Genomic DNA, 18,959 nt, shown 5'->3' with positions numbered 1-18,959 from the left:
GGACCACCACCGACCCCGCCCGTCGACCGCATTGCTCTACATGCTGTAGTAGCAGCCCGTTGACGAGCCGGGAGGCCATCGTGACCAGCGACGACGCAGGGGCGCGGTCCGGCGCGGAAGCAGCGCTGCGGCGATTCGCGGTCGCCAACGTGGTTGCGCACGTGGTGATCACCGTGACCGGGGCATTCGTCCGGGTGACGGGTTCCGGTCTCGGCTGCCCGACGTGGCCGCAGTGCGACCCGGGGAGCCTGGTGCCGACGCCCCGGGAGGACATCGCGGCGGTCATCCAGTGGATCGAGTTCGGCAACCGGCTGCTCGGGACGGTCGTGCTCCTGATCTCGGTCGGCTGCCTCGTTGCGGCGTGGCGGCTCCGGCCGCGGCGCCGCCGGGTGGTGACCCTCGCCGCAATCATGCCGGCCGGTGCGGTGCTGCAGGCGTCATCGGTGGTTTCACCGTCCTCAACCAGCTGGCCTGGTGGAACGTGATGCTGCACTTCCTGCCGTCGATGCTGCTGATCTGGTTCGCCGTCCAGCTCGTCGTCGCGGTCTTCCTTCCCGACGACCCCCAGCGGGTCGCGCTGTCACCACCCGGCCGCGCGGTCGCCACGGCAGGAGTCGTGACGCTGGGGCTGCTCCTGACGGCCGGCACGCTGGTGACCGCAGCCGGCCCGCACGCCGGCGACCCGGCCACCCCCCGGCTGGACCTCCCGGTCCAGGCGCTGGCCGGCCTGCACAGCGTTCTCCTGGTGCTCTACCTCGTCCTCCTGGCGGCGCTCGGCGTGGTACTTCGGCTCAGCTCCGCCCCGCTCCGTGCGCGCAGGCGGTTCGTCCTGCTGGTTGCCGTCGTCGCGGCCCAGGGGGCGCTCGGGAGCGTGCAGTACGCCGTCGGTGTGCCGGAGGTTCTCGTCCTGCTGCACGTGCTCGGCGCCGCGGCCGTGGTCGCGGCGGCATCGCTGCTGTGGGCGTCGATCGCCGTACCGGTCGGCCAGGACGCCGACGGCGGTCAGACCGACAGCGGGACCTCGGCCACGCGGTCCGTCCGCGGGGCGCCGGCCAGGAACGGGCCGATGAGCTCCCGCCGGCGCACGAACTTCTCCGACTCGCGGAAAGCGGTGTGAGCCTCCAGGCTCTCCCACTCCACCATCAGCACGAACCGCCCGGGCGTCTCGACGCAGCGGCCGAGACGAGCACTGTGGAAGCCGCGAACATCGGCGACCAGAGCGTTGCCCTCGCGAACCGCGGACGCGAAGTCGTCCCCCGTTCCGGGGAGCACGGCGAAGTCGGCGATCTCGAGCACCACGATCACCACCATGGCACCGGGCCGTGCCTGCGCCCAGCGTGACGACCGCGACCTCCCTCCGTCACCGGTTGCACTCATGCATAGTTCCGCATATGTTGTGGTCATGGGGGCGGGTCACGGTCACGGGACCGAAGCAGCGGCGGGCGGAAGCGCGTCCGGGCGGTACGTGAAGCGACTGGCCATCTCGCTCGGTGTGCTCGCGGCGTTCCTGGTGCTCGAGGTCCTCGTCGGGCTCGCGACGGGCTCGCTGGCACTGCTGTCGGACGCCGGCCACATGTTCACCGACGTGCTCGGCGTCGCGATGGCCCTCGCCGCCATCGCCGCGGGCCGCCAGGGCAGCCGCACCGACCGCAGGACCTTCGGGCTCTACCGCACCGAGGTCCTCGCCGCGCTCGCCAACGCCGTGCTGCTCTTCGGGGTGGCCGGTTGGGTGCTCATCGAGGCCGTGCAGCGCTTCGCCCACCCGCCGGAGGTGCCCGGCCTGCCGCTGATGCTCACCGCCGCGGCCGGGCTCGGCGCCAACCTCGTCGTGTTCGCGATGCTGCGCAAGGGCGCCCAGGAGAGCCTCAACATCCGCGGCGCCTATCTCGAGGTGCTCGCCGACACGCTCGGTTCGGTCGGGGTTCTGCTCGCCGGTGCGGTGACGCTCCTGTTCGGGTGGCGCTACGCCGACCCCATCGTCGCCATCGGGATCGGGCTGTTCGTGCTGCCGCGCACCTGGTCGCTGGCCCGTCAGGCCGTCCGGATCCTCGTGCAGGCCGCGCCCGCCCACGTCGACGTGGCGGCCATCCGGTCCGAGCTCGCGTCGCTCGATGGCGTGCAGGACGTGCACGACGTCCACGTCTGGACGCTCACCTCCGGGATGGAGGTCGGCTCCGCCCACCTCACCGTGGACGCCGCCTGCGATCCCGCGGTCGTGCTCACCCAGGCCCAGGAGCTTCTCGCCGAGGGCCACCACCTCGCGCACTTCACCCTGCAGGTGGAGCCGCCGGGAGCCCGCACGGGCTGCACCGAGCTCGCCTGGTGACCGTCAGCGCGGCACGTACATGATCACGGCGACCCCGACGAGGCACAGCGCAGCACCGATGTAGTCGAGGCGGTCGGGGCGGAAGCCGTCAACGAGCATCCCCCACGCCAGCGAGCCGGCCACGAAGATCCCGCCGTAGGCGGCGAGGATCCGTCCGAAGTGCGGATCCGGCTGCAGCGTGGCGACGAACCCGTAGGCCCCCAGCGCCAGCACACCGGCCCCGATCCACAGCAGCCCGCGGTGTTCCCGCACGCCCTGCCACACCAGCCACGCGCCGCCGATCTCGGCCACGGCGGCCAGCACGAACAGCAGGATCGATCGCACCACCGTCATGGGGTCAGGAGAGCACGAGCAGGAACAACCCGGCCATCGTGTAGGCCACCATCAGCAGCACCAGCGGCACCTGGTCGGCGAGCCGCCGGTGTTCGGGCAGCAGCGCCACACTGCGGTCGTGCGCCGCGACGACGGCCACGACGTGCCCGACGAGCACGGCGGCGATCTGCACACCTGCCACGACCCCCGGCGCGGGCACGGCGGTGACGGCACCGAGCTGCGCGCCGCCCAGCTGCGCGAGCCCACGCGGCCCCTCCACCAGCAGCAACGTCAGGTAATGGGCGATCGTGTAGCCCGCCGCGATCGGCACGAGGGTGGTCACCAGCGGGCCGGCCAGCGGGCCGGTCGCGGCGCGGTAGAGCCCGGCGACCAGCAGGACCAACCCGATGAGCACGAGCGTGTCGAGCACCGCCGGCAGGCCCAGCGCCTGCCACCCCACCCAGCCACTCAGGCCGTCGAACACGGTGGAGCCCCACCACACCGCGACGAAGCCGACGAGCCCCGGCGCCACGGGGACGGCCGCCAGGCCACGGAACGGGTTGCGCAGCCCGATCCGGCCGTCGGCCAGCCTGCCGATCGGCGCCAGCGCGCCGGTCAGGGCCGAGTAGGTTTCGAACGCGTCGGCCCGGTCGAACCAGCGCTCACCGAACCGCAGGGCGGCCACCGTGTGCAGGACGGCGTACCCGAGCAGGAACGCCGACACGACGTCCGGCCGGTCCCGGCCGGGCGCGACCAGCTCCAGCCACACGAACACGAGCAGCCCGAGCGCAGCGGGCCAGTAGCCCAGCCGGCCGGACAACGGTGCCGTCCCGTTCGCGGAGCGGCGCAGGGCCGCCGCGGCGAGGCGGTGCAGCAGCCGCAGCGGGTTGAGCACCCGCCACACCGGCCCGAACACCAGCGACGCCGGAACGAGCCCCACCCAGAGCAGCACGTAGAGGGCCCGGGGCGCCGGGTTGGCGTCCGGATCCTGTGGGCCGGCGAACCCGTAGCCGACGATCGCGGTCGCAACCGCCAGCGTCGCCGCCTGGAGCACGCGCCGCAGCCCGGGCGAGTCCAGGGCGGCGGGCAGCGGCCGTCCGGTCACCGGGCCGGTGAACCGCGGGTGCTTCCACAGCAACGCCACTGCCAGGAACGACACCAGCACGACGACGCCACCGGTCTGCAGGACGAGCTCGCCGTCGAGCGGCAGTCCCTCCACTCCCCCGATGCCGTGCGCGAGCACCACCATCTACGCCGCCGGGACCGGCCCGCGCCGCAGCAGCGCCATCCCCGCGACGACGACGCCGAGCCCGCCGCCGAGGGTCAGCGCCACGAGCGCGCGGTCGAGATCCGCGCCCCAGTCGAACGGAACCACGGCGTCGACGAGAGTGAAGGCGTCAACCGGCGTGATGACGATCGCGAACAGGCCGCCCGCGGCGACGCACAACAGCGGGCCGGCGCTGTGGCCGCGCACCGTCAGCCACGCCCCCACGACGCCGAGCGGCCAGCCGAGCAGCGCGTAGCCGGCCGCGCTGAGCAGCATCAACGGGTACGGCTGGTCCTCGGGAACCCCGGCGGAACCGAACACGTGCAGCAGGTGGGCACCGATCACCACGACCGTCGCCGCGGCGAGCACCACCCGTCCCCATCGCCGGCCCGCCCCGAGCACCCCCGCCACGGCGGGGACGGCCAGCGCGGCAACGGCGAGCCCGATCCACAGCGCGGTCGCGGGAGGCGGAGGCCAGAACTGCTCGCCGCGTACCGCCACGGTGATGCCGCCCACCCGCAGCGGAACGGTCCAGGCCGAGCGGTCGCCATCCGGCCGCCGCTGGGCCGCCGCGGCGGTCACGCGGGGATCGCTCCAGTAGGCCGCGCCGCCCGGGGCGACGACCGGCAGCGCGGCGGGCGGGGAACCGGGCAGGGGTTCGACGACGACCACCTCGCCCGTGCCGTTCTCCACCAGCAGCCGGGCGCCGAACTCGACGGCGCGCACCTGGAGCCCCGGCACCGGCGGTTCGATCGCGACCACCCGGGCCTCGCTGGTGGCCGACGACAGGCCCCCCGCGTGGGCATCGGCAGGCGTCGCGCCCCCGGGCAGCAGCAGGGCCGTCATCGTGACGAGAAGGAGCAACCGAACGATCCAGACCCCCGCCACAGGATCACCCTACGAGCCCGCGCCTCCCGGCCCGCGGGTCCCCAGCACCCCCACGCACCGGGTTCAGGAGGCCCGCCGGTCCGGGCGACTCGCGCACGCGATCCGGGCGACTCGCGCGGCGGATGCGGGCGACTCGCGGGGAGGAATCGGGCGACTCGCGGGGCGGGGGCGGGGTGTCAGGAGACCTGGAGCTGGGTCAGGGGGAGGCTGCGTTGCTCCAGCTCCACGTCGAAAACCCCCGGCAGGTCGGCCACGAAGCGGAGGGTGGTGGTGGCGCCCGCGGTGACGTAGGCCGTCCGGTCGTAGCCGTGCAGGTGCACCTCGTCGGCCACGTCGCTGGCCACCACGACCTCGACGGTGGACCCCAGGGGCACCGCGAACCGCCGCACGCCGCCGGTGACCGCTCCGCCCGCGACGGCCACCTCCACCCGCTGCACACCGTCGGCCGTGACGGCGGGGGCGGCCGGCCCACTCCCCGCGCTCCCGCATCCGCCGACGGCGAGTGCCGCCACCACGAGCGTCGCGGCCAGGCGCAGGCCGGAGCGCCGGTAGCCGGTGCCGGTGGTCGGGGTCGCCCGGATGCGCACGCGGAAATTCAACCCGTGCTCCCCCGCGCCGTCGCCGGCACCCCGGTGTCCGGCCGCGGTGCGGCAGGATCGGGGTCGTGACCGAGCACCCTTCCGCCCCCGTCCCCGACCGGCTCTTCGACGACGAGCGTGAGCAGCGGTGGCGGGCCCGGTTCACCGCGCCCCGGATGTCGCGGCCGGCCTGGGCGCGGGACGCGCCCGACCGGTCGGTGTACACGTCGAACTCGAGCGGGACCACGGAGGTCTACGTCTGGGACCGCGCCACGGACACGCACCGGCAGGTGACCGACCGGCGCAGCGGCACCCACTCGGCGACCCTCCCGCCGGACGGGGCGGCGGTGTGGTGGTTCGCCGACACCGACGGCGACGAGTTCGGGCACTGGGTCACCGAGCCGTTCGCCGGGCTCCCCGACGGCGATGTCGCCGAACCGGCACTGCCCGGTGTCGAGGACGGCTACCCGGCCGGCCTGGAGATCGGCCGGGCCGTGGTGGCCGTCGGCACCTCCACCGACGACGGGACGAAGATCTGGCTGCGCCGCGGCGACGGGCCCTCCGAGGTGGTCTACACCCACGCCGAGGACGCCGGCGTGGGTGCCCTGTCCGAGGACGAGACGCTGCTCGCGATCAGCCACTCCGAGCACGGCGACTCCCGCCATCCCGCCGTGCGGGTGGTCCGGGTGTCCGACGGCACGGCGGTGGCCGAGAAGTCCGACGGCGAGGGCAAGGGCCTCACCCCGCTGGTGTTCGCGCCGGTGCCCGGCGACGGGCGGCTGCTCCTGCTGCACGAGCGGCACGGCCGGGAGGAGCTGCTGGTCTGGGACGTCCTCGCCGGCACGGAGAAGGAGCTGTCGCTCGGCCTGCCCGGCGAGCTGGACGCCGACTTCCACCCCGACGGTCGCCACCTGCTGGTCTGGCACACCCACGCCGCCCGCACCCGGCTGCACCGCTACGACCTGGACACGGGCGAGCTGACGGAGCTGCCCGTGGCGCCGGGATGTGTGGGCTCGGCCGAGGTCCGCCCGGACGGCACGGTGGAGTACACCTGCTCGTCGGCGGCCGAACCGTCCACCGTGCGTGCCCTGCACCCCGACGGCACCGACCGGGTGCTCCTCGCTCCCCCGGGGGAGCCGGCACCGGGGTCGGTGCCCGTGGAGGACCTCTGGGTGGACGGCCCCGGCGGCCGGGTACACGCGCTGCTCGCGCGCCCGGCAGGCGTGGACGGTCCGGCGCCCACGGTGGTGAGCCTGCACGGCGGCCCCCACGCGGCCGACGAGGACCGGTTCAGCGCGGCGCGTGCGGCGTGGGTGGACGCCGGGTTCCTCGTCGTGGAGGTGAACTACCGCGGCTCCACGGGGTACGGCTCGGCCTGGCGGGACGCGATCGAGGGCCGGCCGGGGCTGACGGAGCTGGAGGACGTGGCCGCCGTGCTCGACCACTGCGTCGCCACCGGGCTCGCCGACGAGAAGCGCTGCGTGGTGGAGGGCTGGTCGTGGGGCGGCTACCTGGCGCTGCTGGCGGCCGGCACGCAGCCGAAGCGCTGGGCGGCGGCGATCGCCGGGGTGCCCGTCGCCGACTACCTCACCGCCTACGCCGACGAGATGGAACAGCTCCGTGCGTTCGACCGGGCCCTGTTCGGCGGGTCGCCGCAGGAGCGGCCGGAGACCTACCGGGCCTCGTCACCGCTGACCTACGTGGACGAGGTGCGGGCGCCCGTGCTCGTGCTGGCGGGGGAGAACGACCCGCGGTGCCCGATCCGCCAGGTGGACAACTACCTGGACGCGCTCGCCGCGCGGAGTCCCGGTGGAGCGGCCGTCGGCGACGGCGAGGTCACCTACGAGGTGAGCCGTTTCGACGCGGGCCACGGCTCGCTCGTCGTGGACGAGACGCTGCGCCACATCGCCACGGAGATCGGCTTCGCGCTCCGCGCGGTGGGGTGACGCGCGTGCGCGGATACGGGTGCCGCAGCAGGCGTATCCGCGCACAGGGGTCAGACGGTCGCGTTCAGCTGCACGTCGACGTTGCCGCGGGTGGCCTTCGAGTACGGGCACAGCTGGTGCGCGGCCTGCACGACCTCGTCGGCCGTGGCCTGGTCGAGTCCGGGCAGGTGGGCGGTGAGGATGACGTTGATCGCCATGCTCGTGTCGTCCTTGCCGATGCCGACGGCGGCGTCGACGGTGGCGTCCTCGCTGACCTGGACGCCCTTGTTCTTGGCGGCGAGGCGCATGGCGCCGTGGAAGCAGGCGGCGTAGCCGGCGGCGAAGAGCTGCTCGGGGTTGGTGGCGCCGCCCGGGCCGCCCAGCTCCTTGGGAGCCTTGAGCTCCTGGTCGATGATGCCGTCCGAGGAGCGGACGTGGCCGGTGCGGCCGGTGCCGGTGGAGGTGGCCTCGGCGGTGTAGAGGGGTTCTGGCATGTCGCGCCTTTCGTGGGAGATGTGTCGTGCCCAACGTATCTCCCGGGATCCGGCTCTGTCATGGTCCGGTAGCAGACCCGAAACAACTCAGGGGAACCCTGGGTAGTCGATCCCCGAGGAGGTGGAGCACGTGGCGCTCTGGCGCGTGCATGTCCAGCTGGAGGACCGGCCCGGCCGCCTCGGCGAGCTGGCCACGGCGGTAGGTGCCGCCGGCTGCAACATCATCTCGCTGCACGTCGTCGGCGAGCCCGCCGACGACGGCTCGATCACCGACGAGCTGCTCGTCAAGGTGCCGGAGTCGGCCGATCCGGCCACCCTGGTCGAGGCGGTGGAGAGCGCCGGCATCCCGTGCACCCTGCTGGTGCGCGCCGACGCCACCGAGCTCAGCGACCCGGCCACCACGGCGCTGGCGCTGGCCCGGATGGTCGCGGCCGACCCCGGCAGCGCGCCGCGTGCCGTGGCCACCATGCTGCGCGCGCGGCTGGTCGACCCCGCGGCCGAGGACCACGGTGGGCACACCCACGTCATCAGGGTGGGCGCGCAGCAGCTGCGCCTCGGGCGAGCCTGGCCGTTCACCGCCACCGAGCTCTCCCGGGCGGCGGCGCTGCTGGAGCTCGCCACGCAGCTGGCCATGCGTGCTCCGGCCCGATCGGGGTCACCGGATCGGATCCTGCTGCTGCGCGACGGCTCCCAGGTGCGCATGCGGCCGGTGGATCCCGCCGATGCACCGTTGGTCGCAGCGCTGCACGCGCGCTGCGCCCCGGAGTCGCGGCGGTCCCGGTTCCTCAGCCCCACCCGGCAGCTCGCCCCCGGTGAGCTGGAGGTCCTCCTCGGCGAGGCGTCCGGGTCGGGTCGGGCCGTGCTCGCGGTCACCGCCGACGGCGGGAGCGCCGTGGGGATCGCGAACCTCGACGGCGACGGGCTCGGCTCGGTGCGCGCCGCCGTGCTGGTGGAGGACGCCTGGCAGGGCCGGGGGCTGGGCACCGCCCTGCTGCGCCGGATCGCCGAGATGGCCGTGGAGCAGGGGGAAGCCGAGCTCACCGGCGTCGCCCGTCCGGACGACCTGGGAGTCACCCGGCTGCTGCGCCGCGCAGGCCTGCGCCCGTCGGCGGAGATCGTGGACGGCGAGGTACGGCTGCGCGCCCCCCTGCCCGCACCGGTCGCCTGAACGCGAGGGGCCCCGGAACCGAACCGGTCCCGGGGCCCCTCGACGGACTCTCTCAGAGGTCGATGCGCTCCCCGGAGTCACCGGCGAACATGTGCAGGGCGCCCTCGCGGGGGGCGAGGTGCAGCACCGCGCCCTTGTCGGGGGGCGTACGCCCGTCGACGCGCGCGATGATCGGGCGGCGCTCGCCGCTGATCTCGGTGCTGCCGTAGATGTAGGCGTCGGCGCCGAGCTCCTCGACGACCTCCACCTCGGTGAGCAGACCGGCACCGCTCTCGACGATGTCCATGTCCTCCGGACGGACGCCGACCGTGACCGACCGCGTGGCCCCGACGGCGTCGGCCGCCTGGCGAGGCACCCGGACGTCGGCGCCGCCGAAGTGCAGCACGTCGCCGTCGACCTCGACCGGGAGCAGGTTCATCGCGGGCGAGCCGATGAACCCCGCCACGAACACGTTGGCGGGCCGGTCGTACATCGCCCGCGGCGTGTCGACCTGCTGGAGGATGCCGTCCTTCAGCACCGCCACCCGGTCACCCATCGTCATGGCCTCGACCTGGTCGTGGGTGACGTAGACGGTGGTGATTCCCAGCCGCCGCTGCAGGGAGGCGATCTGCGTGCGGGTGGAGACGCGCAGCTTCGCGTCGAGGTTGGAGAGCGGCTCGTCCATGCAGAACACCTGCGGCTGCCGCACGATCGCCCGGCCCATGGCGACGCGCTGGCGCTGGCCACCGGACAGTGCCTTGGGGCGACGGTCGAGGTAGTCCTCGAGGTCGAGGATCTTCGCCGCCTCGCGCACCCGCTCCTGGATCGTGGCCTTGGGCTGGCCGGCGATCTTCAGTGCGAAGCCCATGTTCTCGGCGACGGTCATGTGCGGGTAGAGCGCGTAGTTCTGGAAGACCATCGCGATGTCGCGGTCCTTCGGGGGAACGCGCGTGACGTCGCGGCCGCCGATGTGGATGGATCCCTTGTCGATGTCCTCCAGCCCCGCGAGCATCCGCAGGGAAGTGGACTTGCCACAACCCGAGGGACCGACCAGGACGAGGAACTCCCCGTCGGCGATCTCCAGGTCGAGCGAGTCGACCGCGGGACGGGTGGAGCCGGGGTAGATCCGACTCGCGCTGTCATAGGTCACAGCAGCCATGCTGTGCTCCTTCCACCGGCAGGAACGTGCCGGACGATCCGAGTGTGAGGGAGTAGCAGGCGAAGACTGTCATGTCGATCGTGTTTGGGACAGAACTACTACTCTCCGTGTCCGACCAATTCACACGGTGAGGTTACGGGATCGTTACTGCGAGCCGTTGCTCGTAGCGCTGCGCAACCGCTTCCATGGCGAATTGCACGGCGCGGGTCCCGCGTCCGTTTCATCCCCGATGAGGTGGAGGTGTGGCGATGCCTGCTGTGCCATCGAGAAGGCCGACGCGTGCGGCCGGACTCGCGAGCGGCGTCCTCGCCCTCACTCTCGCGGTCGCCGGATGCGGCGGGAGCAACGTCGCGGGCGGCGGTCCCACCGGACCCGCCCCGGAGTGCGGCGCCTACGCCCAGTACGGAGACCTGAACGGCACGACGGTCACCGTGTACACCTCGATCATCACCCCCGAGGACCAGCCGCACATCGACTCGTACAAGTCGTTCGAGCAGTGCACCGGGGCCAAGATCGTGTACGAGGGCTCGAAGGAGTTCGAGGCCCAGCTCCCCGTCCGGGTGCAGGCCGGCAGCCCTCCCGACATCGCGTTCGTGCCCCAGCCCGGCCTGCTGTCCACCCTCGTTCGGCAGACGGGCGCGGTGAAGCCGGCTCCGGCCGGAGTGGCCGCCAACGTCGACCAGTACTACCCGGAGACCTTCAAGTCGGCGGGAAGCGTCGACGGCACCCTCTACGCCGCACCGCTGGGCGCCAACGTGAAGTCGTTCGTCTGGTACTCGCCGAAGGCGTTCCAGGCCAAGGGCTACACCGTGCCCACCACCTGGGCCGAGATGACCGCCCTGTCCGACCGGATCGTGGCCGAGGGCGGCAAGCCGTGGTGCGCCGGCATCGCCTCCGGCGAGGCCACGGGCTGGCCGCTCACCGACTGGCTCGAGGACGTGATGCTGCGGGAGAACGGCCCGCAGGTCTACGACCAGTGGGTCACCCACGCCATCCCGTTCAACGGGCCGCAGGTGAGCGCAGCTCTCGACCGCGTCGGCTCGGTGCTCAAGAACCCGGCGTACGTCAACGGCGGCCTCGGCGACCCGTCCTCGATCGCCACCACCACGTTCCAGGACGCCGGCCTGCCGATCCTCGACGAGACCTGCTACCTGCACCGCCAGGCCAACTTCTACGCGGCGAACTGGCCGGAGGGCACCGACATCACCGAGAACGGCGACGTCTACGCGTTCGAGCTGCCGCCGATCAACCCGGCCACGCCCCAGACCATCCTCGTCGGCGCCGAGTTCGTGGCGGCGTTCTCCGACCGGCCCGAGGTCCAGGCCTTCCAGTCCTACCTGTCCTCGCCGGAGTGGGCCAACGAGAAGGCCAAGGCGGGCACGGCGCTCGGGCAGAGCGGCTGGGTCAGCGCCAACACCGGACTGGACCCGGCCAACCTGGCCAGCCCGATCGACCGGCTCACGGCCGAGATCCTGCAGGACGAGGGCAACACGTTCCGGTTCGACGGGTCGGACCTCATGCCCGGCGCGGTCGGCTCCGCGACGTTCTGGCGGGGCATGACGGACTGGATCACGGGCACGAGCACGGCTGATGCGCTGACGTTCATCGAGCAGTCCTGGCCGGCAGGCCAGTAGGGCTCCACTCCGTTGTGCCGGGGGGCGGTGCGGACCGCCCGGCCCCGGGCCTTCCCCTCGGCACGCTCGGAGGTGAGCCGGCATGACCCTGCTCGACAAGCTCGTCCAGCTACTGGTCGCGGTGGCCGTCTTCGCCGCCGTGCTCGGCGTGGTGCTGCTGGTGGCCGGGCGCGGGAAGGGGCGCCGCGCCGAGCAGGTCGCCGGCATCGCGTTCGCGGCCCCGGCGATCCTGCTGCTGATCGTCGGGCTGCTGTACCCGGCAGCCCGCACCGCGGTGCAGTCGCTCCTCGACGCCCGCAGCGCCGGCTTCGTCGGGCTGGACAACTACATCCGGATCTTCACCCAGCCCGACCTGCTCATCGTCCTGCGCAACACGGTGCTCTGGGTCGTGGTCACCCCGATCCTCGCGACGGCGACCGGGCTCGTCTACGCGGTGCTGGTGGACCGCACCCGCTTCGAGTCGTTCGCCAAGGCGCTGATCTTCCTGCCCATGGCGATCTCGTTCGTCGGGGCGTCGATCATCTGGAAGTTCGTCTACGAGTACCGGCCGAACCAGCAGAACATCCAGCAGACCGGGCTGGTCAACCAGTTCCTCGTCTGGCTCGGGTTCGAGCCGGTCAACCTGATCCTGCAACAGCCATGGAACAACCTGCTGCTGATCGTGGTGATGATCTGGATCCAGGCCGGGTTCGCGATGACCGTCCTGTCGGCCGCGATCAAGGCCATCCCGAGCGACGTCGTCGAGGCCGCGCGGCTCGACGGGGTCGGCGGGGTGCGCCTGTTCTGGTACATCACCCTGCCGAGCATCCGGCCCGCCGTGGTCGTGGTGGTCACCGCGATCAGCATCGCCGTGCTCAAGGTCTTCGACATCGTCCGCACCATGACCGGCGGCCAGTTCGGCACCAGCGTGGTGGCCAACGAGTTCTACGTGCAGAGCTTCCGGCTCTCCGACCTGGGCATGGGCTCCGCCCTCGCCATGCTGCTGTTCCTCCTGGTGGTGCCCATCGTCGTCTACAACGTCCGGCAGATGCGGAAGGCGAACGCACGATGACCCTGCTGGACACCCGGGACGACGCGACGCCCGACATCGTCACGGCGGCGACGACGCGGCCGGCGACGGCACGCAACCGCCTGTCCTCGCGGTGGGCGTCCCTCGCGGCCGTGGTGATCGCCGTCCTGTGGACGATCCCGACGTTCGGGCTCTTCCTCTCCTCGTTCCGTCCCGAGCGCGACGTGCAGCGCACCGGCTGGTGGACCTTCTTCGCCCATCCGGCGATCACCTTCGACAACTACGCCGAGGTGCTCTTCGGCGGGAGCCAGCCGCTCATCGGCTACGTCGCGAACTCGGTGCTGATCACACTGCCCTCGGTGGCCATCCCGATCGTGCTGGCCACGCTGGCGGCGTACGGGTTCGCCTGGACGACGTTCCCCCTGCGCGACACGCTCTTCGTGGCGATCTTCGCGCTCCAGATCGTGCCGCTGCAGGTGGCGCTGCTGCCGCTGCTGGAGATCTTCGTGGGCAGCGGCCTCAACAACACGTTCTGGACGGTGTGGATCGCACACTCGACGTTCGCGCTGCCGCTGGCGATCTTCCTGCTGCACAACGCCATGCGTGAGGTCCCGGCCGAGCTCGTGGAGGCCGCGCGCGTGGACGGCGCGGGCCACGTGCGCATCTTCACCACGATCATGCTGCCGCTGCTGAAGCCCGCGATCGCGGCGTTCGCCGTGTTCCAGTTCCTGTGGGTGTGGAACGACCTGCTGGTGGCGCTCGTGTTCGCCGGCGGCACGTCGGACGTGGCGCCGCTGACGGTTCGGGTGGCCGAGCTCGCCGGCACCCGGGGTGCCGACTGGCACCTGCTCGCCGCCGGCGCGTTCGTCTCGATCGTCGTCCCGCTGCTGGTCTTCCTCGGGCTGCAGCGCTACTTCGTGCGCGGCCTGCTCGCCGGGAGCGTCAAGGGCTGAGAGCCTGCGCGGTCAGCGCCCGCCGGCAGGTCCCTGCACGGTGGCCGGGTCCGGCCGCTGCACCGTGACGGGCACTCCGAAGTCGAAGTACTCCGAGATGACGTTCATCGTGCTGACGGTCCCGCCCTGGTTCATCGTCATCTGCATCTGGAGCTTCCGGACGCGACCGTCCTGGTCGACCCACAGGTCACCCGGAATCGGTCCACCGCTCTGCAGCGCGGCCGCCGAGTCGCCCGGCATGCCGGAGGCCGACGCCAGCGCCGCCGGGTCGATGGTGAAGGCCACGTGACGCACCTCCGCGCCCCGCAGCTGCTCGGTACCGACCATGCGGACGTCGTCGGACACCTTCTGCAGGGTGGCGAGCTGCTGGGCCGGGTCGTACTGCTGGCCGCTGACCGCGGAGCCCTCGGTCTGCGTCCGCGTCCAACCGCCCTGCCCGGGAAGCTGCGTGTAGAAGGTGGCACCGTCGATGATCACGTCGACGGTGCCGGGTGCGGTGCCGGGACCAGCTGTGGTCATCTCGAGGTCGCCGATCTTGCGGTCGAAGTCGTAGGTGCCCGTCCCGCTGACGGTGGTCTGCTGGCCGCCGGTCTCGACGTGCATCTGGAGCTCGTACCGCGCCGTCCCGGCCGCGACGGTGGCCTCGGACGCCGCCGCCAGGAGCGCGGCGGCCGCGGGGTCCTCGGCCACGGCCGCGGGGTTCTGGGCCGCCGGGGCGCCTGCGGGGGTCTCGCCGCTCCCGCTGCACCCGGCGAGGAGTGCGATCGCGACGACGCCCGCGCCGACCAGTGCGCCACTGCGTTTCGATCCGGACAAGGGTCCTCCTCGACGTGAGGGGGCGGATGAGAAGCCGCTCGAAACGGGCCCCCCTGAGCCGATCCGACCGGTACTCGGGGAAACCACCCGTGCACGTCCCCGTTGGGCCTGACGGCCCGTATCGCGATGGGCAGTTTGCCCGAGTCGGAGACGATCACCACCCCCGGGGTGGGGTCGGGGACGGGCCGGAGCACGACGAGGCCCCGCTCGCCTGAGTGGGAGCGGGGCCTCGTCGATGACGTCAGGCGTGCGGCGTCAGGTCACTTCTCGTAGGCGGGACCGCCCGTGCGGACGGCCTGCTCGATCTTGTCGCCCGTCTCCTTGTCGACGTTCTTCCAGTACTGGAAGGCGCGCTCGAGGACCGGCTCCGACACGTCGTTGCGCAGGTGGCCCGCCACGTTGCCGACGAAGCGCTCACGCTGCTCGTCGCTGAAGACCTTGCGGACCATCGTGCCGGGCTGGCCGAAGTCGTCGTCCTCGGCGTGGAGCTTGTACGCCGAACGGATGACCTCGTCCTCGACGCCGTACGTGGATGCCGTCTCGCCCGCGATCGCCGGGTTGGCGTGGGGACCGCCGTAGGAGTTGGGCACGTACACCGGGTCGGCGGTGTTCTCGTACCGCATCGCGCCGTCCTTGGAGTAGCTGTTGACGGGCGACTTCGCGGCGTTCACCGGAAGCTGGGTGTAGTTGGCGCCGATCCGGTAGCGGTGCGCGTCCGGGTAGGCGAACAGGCGCCCCTGCAGCATCTTGTCCGGCGACGGCCCGATGCCGGCCACGAGGTTCGACGGCTCGAACGCGGCCTGCTCGATCTGGGCGAAGTAGTTCTCCGCATTGCGGTCCAGGACCCACCGCCCGACCTCGATGAGCGGGTAGTCGCCGTGCGGCCACACCTTGGTGAGGTCGAACGGGTTGAAGCGGTAGTCCGCGGCGTCCTCGTAGGGCATGACCTGGACCTTCAGCGTCCAGCTCGGGTGGTCGCCCGCCTTGATCGCGGCGTACAGGTCGCGGATGTGGTGATCGGCGTCCTCACCGGCGATACGGTCGGCGTCGGCCTGGGTGAGGTAGTCGATGCCCTGGTCGGTCTTGAAGTGGTACTTGACCCAGAACTTCTCGCCGCCCGCGTTCTCCCACAGGTAGGTGTGGGAGCTGTAGCCGTTCATGTGGCGCCAGGACTTCGGGATGCCGCGGTCGCCCATCAGCCAGGTGACCTGGTGCGCCGACTCCGGCCGCAGGGTCCAGAAGTCCCACTGCATGTTGTTGTCGCGCAGGTGGTTGTCGGCGCGGCGCTTCTGCGAGTGGATGAAGTCCGGGAACTTGATGGGGTCGCGGATGAAGAACACCGGCGTGTTGTTGCCGACGATGTCGTAGTTGCCCTGTGACGTGTAGAACTTCACGGCGAAGCCGCGGGGGTCGCGCCAGGTGTCGGGCGACCCGAGCTCACCCGCCACCGTCGAGAAGCGCACGAGGCTCTCGGTGCGCACTCCGGGCTGGAACAGCGCCGCCTTGGTGTAGTTGGCGATCTCCGGGTTGGTGACCTCGAGGAAACCGAACGCGCCGCCGCCCTTGGCGTGCACGACACGCTCGGGCACACGCTCGCGGTTGAACTGCGCGTTCTTCTCGATGAGGTAGTGGTCCTGGAGCAGGATCGGGCCATTGGTGCCGATGGTCAGCGAGTCGTTGTCGCTGGCTACCGGGATGCCGACGTTGTTCGTCGTCGGCCGCGGTTCGGTCGCGGTCACGAAGTCTCCTTCTGCTGCTGGTTCGGGTGGGAGGACCGGTCACGCCGGCAGCGCGGGCAGGTGCCCCGGAACACGACCTCGGCCTCAGCCACGAGGTGGCTCCCGGTGACGCCGGGAGCGAGGTACGGGCGCGTACCGACGACGCGGTCGACGTCGGTGATGTCGCCGCACGAGCGGCACACCAGGTGGTGGTGGTCGTCCCCGGTGCGCACGACGGGCAGGCCCGCACCCCGCAGGGGGTGGGCGACGTCCACCGGAGATGCCATCACGGCCAGTCGACCAGCTTTTCTGGAATGGGTCAAGTTAATCCTGGGCCAACTCGGTCGAGTTCCGTCGGACCGGTGGTCCACCATGACCATGTGCCGAGGAGGACCAGGTGACAGCCACCGATGAGAGCAACGCCGGCCTGGCCGCCTTTCGCACGGTCCTACGCCTCCCCGGAGTGGCCCCGCTCACGGCGGTCGCCTTCCTCGCACGCATACCCGCTTCGGCCGCCGCGATCACCCTCACCCTGCACGTGGTGCTCGACCTCGGGCACGGCTACGCCGCCGCCGGCCTCGTCGGCGCGTCCACCACCGTCGGGATGGCCATCGGGGCGCCGCTGCTCGGCAGGCTGGTCGATCGGCGCGGGCTGCGCACGATGCTGGCGCTCACCCTGTGCGCCGAGGCGGTGTTCTGGACCGTCGCGCCGTCGCTGTCCTACCCCGCGCTGCTGGTCGGGGCGCTGCTCGGCGGCCTGCTCGGGATGCCCGTGTACTCGGTGGTGCGCCAGTCGCTCGCCGCGATGGTGCCCGCCCGGCACCGCCGTCCGGCCTTCGCGCTCGACTCGATGTCGGTCGAGCTCTCCTACATCATCGGTCCCGCTGTCGGCACCCTGCTCGCCCTGCAGCTCTCCACCGGCATCGCGATGTGGGTCGTCGGGGCGGGCTGGCTCGTCTCCGGCGTCGCGCTCTGGCTGCTCGACCCACCCACCCGCGCCCCGCAGAGCCCGTCCGACGCGCCGCCGGGCCGGGTCCGCGAGTGGCTCGACATGCGCCTGTTCGCCGCGTTGCTGGCCACCACCGCGGCTGTCGTGCTCATCTTCGGCACCGAGCTGTCGATGATCGCCGCACTGCAGACCAGCGGCCAGGCAGCGGCCATCGCGGTCGTCAACGCCGTGTGGTGCCTGGCCTCGCTCTCCGGAGGCTTCCTCTACGGGGTGGCCCGCCGCTCCCCGTCACTTTTCGTGCTGGTCGCGGCGATGGGCGTCGCCACCCTGCCGGTCGCACTGGGCGGTCCATGGTGGAGCTACGCGCTGCTGCTGGTGCCCGCGGGCCTGCTCTGCGCACCATCACTCGCCGCCAGCTCGGAGGCCGTCAGCAGGCTCGCCCCCGAGCACGCCCGTGGGGTGGTCACGGGCCTGCACGGCTCGGCCATCACGGTCGGTGCCGCGATCAGCACCCCGACAGCGGGCGCGCTGATCGACATCGGGTCGCCGGCGCTCGCGATCACCGTGGCCGGCACGGCCGGAATCGGCGTCGCCGCAGTCGCGGCCCTCCTCGCCCACCGGGGCGAGAGGGTCCATCGGAACCCGCCCGATACCGCGCCGGTGCCCCCGCTGACAGTGGGACCCTCAGTGGACTCTCAACCGATCTAGGGCAGACTCGCGGCCGATGACCGCACCGCCGGGCCGCCTCGACGCGGCGGCCCCCACTCCGCCGCCGCCACCACCGCCGCCGCGCCACAAGCACGTCCTGCGCTACGCGGCCGCCGTCGTGTTCACGCTGGCCGTGGCCGTGTTCGCCCTGCCCGACCTGCTGTTCCAGCTGGACCGGCGCAGCCCGTTCGTCCAGCTCGTGCCGTTCCGGCCGTGGATCCTCGTCGGTGTCACCGCGCTGCTCGTGCTGCTGCTCGTGGTGATGGTGTTCGAACGGCGTGTACTGCCGTTCGTCGCCGGAGTGCTGGCGGTGCTGCTCGTGGGCGGCGCGATGATCCTGCCGCGGGTGGTGGCCGACCCGGTGCCCACCGGCGGCACGTCACTCACCGTCCTCGCGTTCAACACCTACGAGGGCAGGGGCGACGCCCATCAGCTCGCCGCGCTGATCGAGCAGCAGCGGCCGGACGTGGTGGCGCTCAGCGAGGCGGGCGAACCGTTCTCGAACCAGCTCAGGCCGCTGGTGGAGCCGCTGGGGTACCACCTGCACACCTCGCCCGGCTCGCGACGGCGCGACGTCAACGCCGTCACGGCGGTGGTGGCCGACCACCTCGGCGATGTCCAGGTCCGGATCGGCACCGAGACGACGACGTTCCCCTACGTCGAGCTCAGCGGCGCGGGTCTGGGCAACACACGGGTCACCGCGTTCCACTCGGTGGCGCCCGTGCCCGGGTCCGTGCCGGACTGGCGCACCGACCTCGGGCTGCTCCGGCAGTGGTGCACCGGTCCGACCCCCGCCATCGTCGCCGGCGACTTCAACGCGACGCTGGACCACTCGGTGCTGCGCGACGCCATCTCCGGGTGCGGCGACGCCGGCGCGCAGCGTGGTCAGGGCCTCATTCCGACGTGGGGCCCCACGCCGCGCCTGCGCGCCCTGATCGGGCCGCAGATCGACCACGTGATCGCCAACCACGGCATCACCGCCGAGTCGTTCGGCGTGCACGACATCGACGGCAGCGACCACCGCGCGGTCATCACCCGCCTGCGGCTGCCCGGCTAGGGGGCGTCCCGTCCCCTGA

Annotated in this window: 20 protein-coding genes; 10 read left to right on the top strand and 10 right to left on the bottom strand. The window is 72.2% G+C overall.

Annotated features, from left to right (window positions below):
- Positions 1-80 precede the first annotated feature (80 nt).
- Complete coding sequence (locus ACQPZA_RS01580; RefSeq protein ID WP_433277718.1) at positions 81-485, top strand: COX15/CtaA family protein; 405 nt, start codon at positions 81-83, stop codon at positions 483-485.
- Positions 485-1,117 carry a hypothetical protein gene (locus ACQPZA_RS01575; protein WP_433277716.1) on the top strand — a complete coding sequence of 211 codons (633 nt, stop codon included), beginning with the start codon at positions 485-487 and terminating at the stop codon, positions 1,115-1,117. The genes ACQPZA_RS01580 and ACQPZA_RS01575 overlap by 1 nt, the downstream gene beginning before the upstream one ends.
- Here the strand turns inward: ACQPZA_RS01575 and ACQPZA_RS01570 are convergent.
- Entirely contained in the window at positions 1,003-1,377 is a 375-nt protein-coding gene (locus ACQPZA_RS01570) for an antibiotic biosynthesis monooxygenase family protein (RefSeq protein ID WP_433277711.1), read from the bottom strand. The genes ACQPZA_RS01575 and ACQPZA_RS01570 overlap by 115 nt on opposite strands.
- A gap of 25 nt (positions 1,378-1,402) precedes the next feature.
- On the opposite strand from ACQPZA_RS01570, the gene ACQPZA_RS01565 reads away from it, so the two are divergent.
- Complete coding sequence (locus tag ACQPZA_RS01565) at positions 1,403-2,326, top strand: cation diffusion facilitator family transporter (RefSeq protein ID WP_433277709.1); 924 nt, start codon at positions 1,403-1,405, stop codon at positions 2,324-2,326.
- A 3-nt stretch (positions 2,327-2,329) separates the two neighbouring features.
- On the opposite strand, the gene ACQPZA_RS01560 is transcribed toward ACQPZA_RS01565, so the two are convergent.
- From ACQPZA_RS01560 to ACQPZA_RS01545, 4 genes are all read right to left on the bottom strand, one after another.
- Positions 2,330-2,659: a YnfA family protein gene (locus ACQPZA_RS01560; protein WP_169393942.1), complete on the bottom strand. Its 330-nt coding sequence runs from the start codon at positions 2,657-2,659 to the stop codon at positions 2,330-2,332.
- Positions 2,660-2,663: 4 nt separating this feature from the next.
- Positions 2,664-3,887 carry a hypothetical protein gene (locus tag ACQPZA_RS01555; protein ID WP_433277706.1) on the bottom strand — a complete coding sequence of 408 codons (1,224 nt, stop codon included), beginning with the start codon at positions 3,885-3,887 and terminating at the stop codon, positions 2,664-2,666.
- Positions 3,888-4,793 carry a hypothetical protein gene (locus ACQPZA_RS01550; RefSeq protein ID WP_433277704.1) on the bottom strand — a complete coding sequence of 302 codons (906 nt, stop codon included), beginning with the start codon at positions 4,791-4,793 and terminating at the stop codon, positions 3,888-3,890.
- Between the two features lie 176 nt (positions 4,794-4,969).
- Positions 4,970-5,380, bottom strand: a complete 411-nt coding sequence (locus ACQPZA_RS01545) for a hypothetical protein (RefSeq protein WP_211174685.1) — start codon at positions 5,378-5,380, stop codon at positions 4,970-4,972.
- A 77-nt stretch (positions 5,381-5,457) separates the two neighbouring features.
- Between ACQPZA_RS01545 and ACQPZA_RS01540 the strand changes: the two genes are divergently transcribed.
- Positions 5,458-7,317: a prolyl oligopeptidase family serine peptidase gene (locus tag ACQPZA_RS01540; protein ID WP_433277702.1), complete on the top strand. Its 1,860-nt coding sequence runs from the start codon at positions 5,458-5,460 to the stop codon at positions 7,315-7,317.
- A gap of 50 nt (positions 7,318-7,367) precedes the next feature.
- Here ACQPZA_RS01540 and ACQPZA_RS01535 read toward each other — a convergent pair whose 3' ends face one another.
- Positions 7,368-7,790 carry an organic hydroperoxide resistance protein gene (locus tag ACQPZA_RS01535; protein ID WP_169397926.1) on the bottom strand — a complete coding sequence of 141 codons (423 nt, stop codon included), beginning with the start codon at positions 7,788-7,790 and terminating at the stop codon, positions 7,368-7,370.
- A gap of 130 nt (positions 7,791-7,920) precedes the next feature.
- Here ACQPZA_RS01535 and ACQPZA_RS01530 point away from each other — a divergent pair, with 130 nt between their 5' ends.
- On the top strand, positions 7,921-8,958 hold the full coding sequence (locus tag ACQPZA_RS01530) for a GNAT family N-acetyltransferase (RefSeq protein ID WP_433277699.1): 1,038 nt from the start codon (positions 7,921-7,923) through the stop codon (positions 8,956-8,958).
- A 52-nt stretch (positions 8,959-9,010) separates the two neighbouring features.
- Here ACQPZA_RS01530 and ACQPZA_RS01525 read toward each other — a convergent pair whose 3' ends face one another.
- Positions 9,011-10,096, bottom strand: a complete 1,086-nt coding sequence (locus tag ACQPZA_RS01525; RefSeq protein WP_433277697.1) for an ABC transporter ATP-binding protein — start codon at positions 10,094-10,096, stop codon at positions 9,011-9,013.
- 248 nt (positions 10,097-10,344) lie between these two features.
- On the opposite strand from ACQPZA_RS01525, the gene ACQPZA_RS01520 reads away from it, so the two are divergent.
- The 3 genes from ACQPZA_RS01520 (at position 10,345) to ACQPZA_RS01510 (ending at position 13,692) form a co-directional block, all read left to right on the top strand.
- Entirely contained in the window at positions 10,345-11,730 is a 1,386-nt protein-coding gene (locus ACQPZA_RS01520; protein WP_433277695.1) for an ABC transporter substrate-binding protein, read from the top strand.
- An 82-nt stretch (positions 11,731-11,812) separates the two neighbouring features.
- The gene (locus ACQPZA_RS01515; RefSeq protein WP_433277693.1) at positions 11,813-12,781 is read left to right on the top strand and encodes a carbohydrate ABC transporter permease; all 969 of its coding nucleotides are present in this window, start codon (positions 11,813-11,815) and stop codon (positions 12,779-12,781) included.
- Entirely contained in the window at positions 12,778-13,692 is a 915-nt protein-coding gene (locus ACQPZA_RS01510; RefSeq protein WP_169397931.1) for a carbohydrate ABC transporter permease, read from the top strand. Before ACQPZA_RS01515 ends, ACQPZA_RS01510 begins: the two co-directional genes overlap by 4 nt.
- Positions 13,693-13,704: 12 nt before the next feature.
- Here the strand turns inward: ACQPZA_RS01510 and ACQPZA_RS01505 are convergent, their stop codons facing one another.
- The 3 genes from ACQPZA_RS01505 to ACQPZA_RS01495 all read right to left on the bottom strand — a co-directional run bounded on the left by ACQPZA_RS01505 (position 13,705) and on the right by ACQPZA_RS01495 (position 16,513).
- Positions 13,705-14,508, bottom strand: coding sequence for an LppX_LprAFG lipoprotein (locus ACQPZA_RS01505; protein WP_433277690.1), 804 nt, complete (start codon positions 14,506-14,508; stop codon positions 13,705-13,707).
- A gap of 260 nt (positions 14,509-14,768) precedes the next feature.
- On the bottom strand, positions 14,769-16,247 hold the full coding sequence (locus ACQPZA_RS01500) for a catalase (protein WP_169397933.1): 1,479 nt from the start codon (positions 16,245-16,247) through the stop codon (positions 14,769-14,771).
- On the bottom strand, positions 16,244-16,513 hold the full coding sequence (locus ACQPZA_RS01495) for a hypothetical protein (RefSeq protein WP_433277688.1): 270 nt from the start codon (positions 16,511-16,513) through the stop codon (positions 16,244-16,246). The genes ACQPZA_RS01500 and ACQPZA_RS01495 overlap by 4 nt, the downstream gene beginning before the upstream one ends.
- Positions 16,514-16,623: 110 nt before the next feature.
- Here ACQPZA_RS01495 and ACQPZA_RS01490 point away from each other — a divergent pair, with 110 nt between their 5' ends.
- Both ACQPZA_RS01490 and ACQPZA_RS01485 read left to right on the top strand, forming a co-directional pair.
- A complete protein-coding gene (locus ACQPZA_RS01490; protein ID WP_433277686.1) occupies positions 16,624-17,883 on the top strand; it encodes an MFS transporter in 1,260 nt (419 codons plus the stop codon).
- A 16-nt stretch (positions 17,884-17,899) separates the two neighbouring features.
- On the top strand, positions 17,900-18,940 hold the full coding sequence (locus ACQPZA_RS01485) for an endonuclease/exonuclease/phosphatase family protein (protein WP_433277684.1): 1,041 nt from the start codon (positions 17,900-17,902) through the stop codon (positions 18,938-18,940).
- Positions 18,941-18,959: the final 19 nt, after the last annotated feature.

This window comes from Pseudonocardia xinjiangensis, assembly GCF_050948425.1.
Taxonomy (GTDB): Bacteria; Actinomycetota; Actinomycetes; order Mycobacteriales; family Pseudonocardiaceae; genus Pseudonocardia; species Pseudonocardia xinjiangensis.
This window is presented reverse-complemented; position numbering and strand designations above follow the sequence as displayed.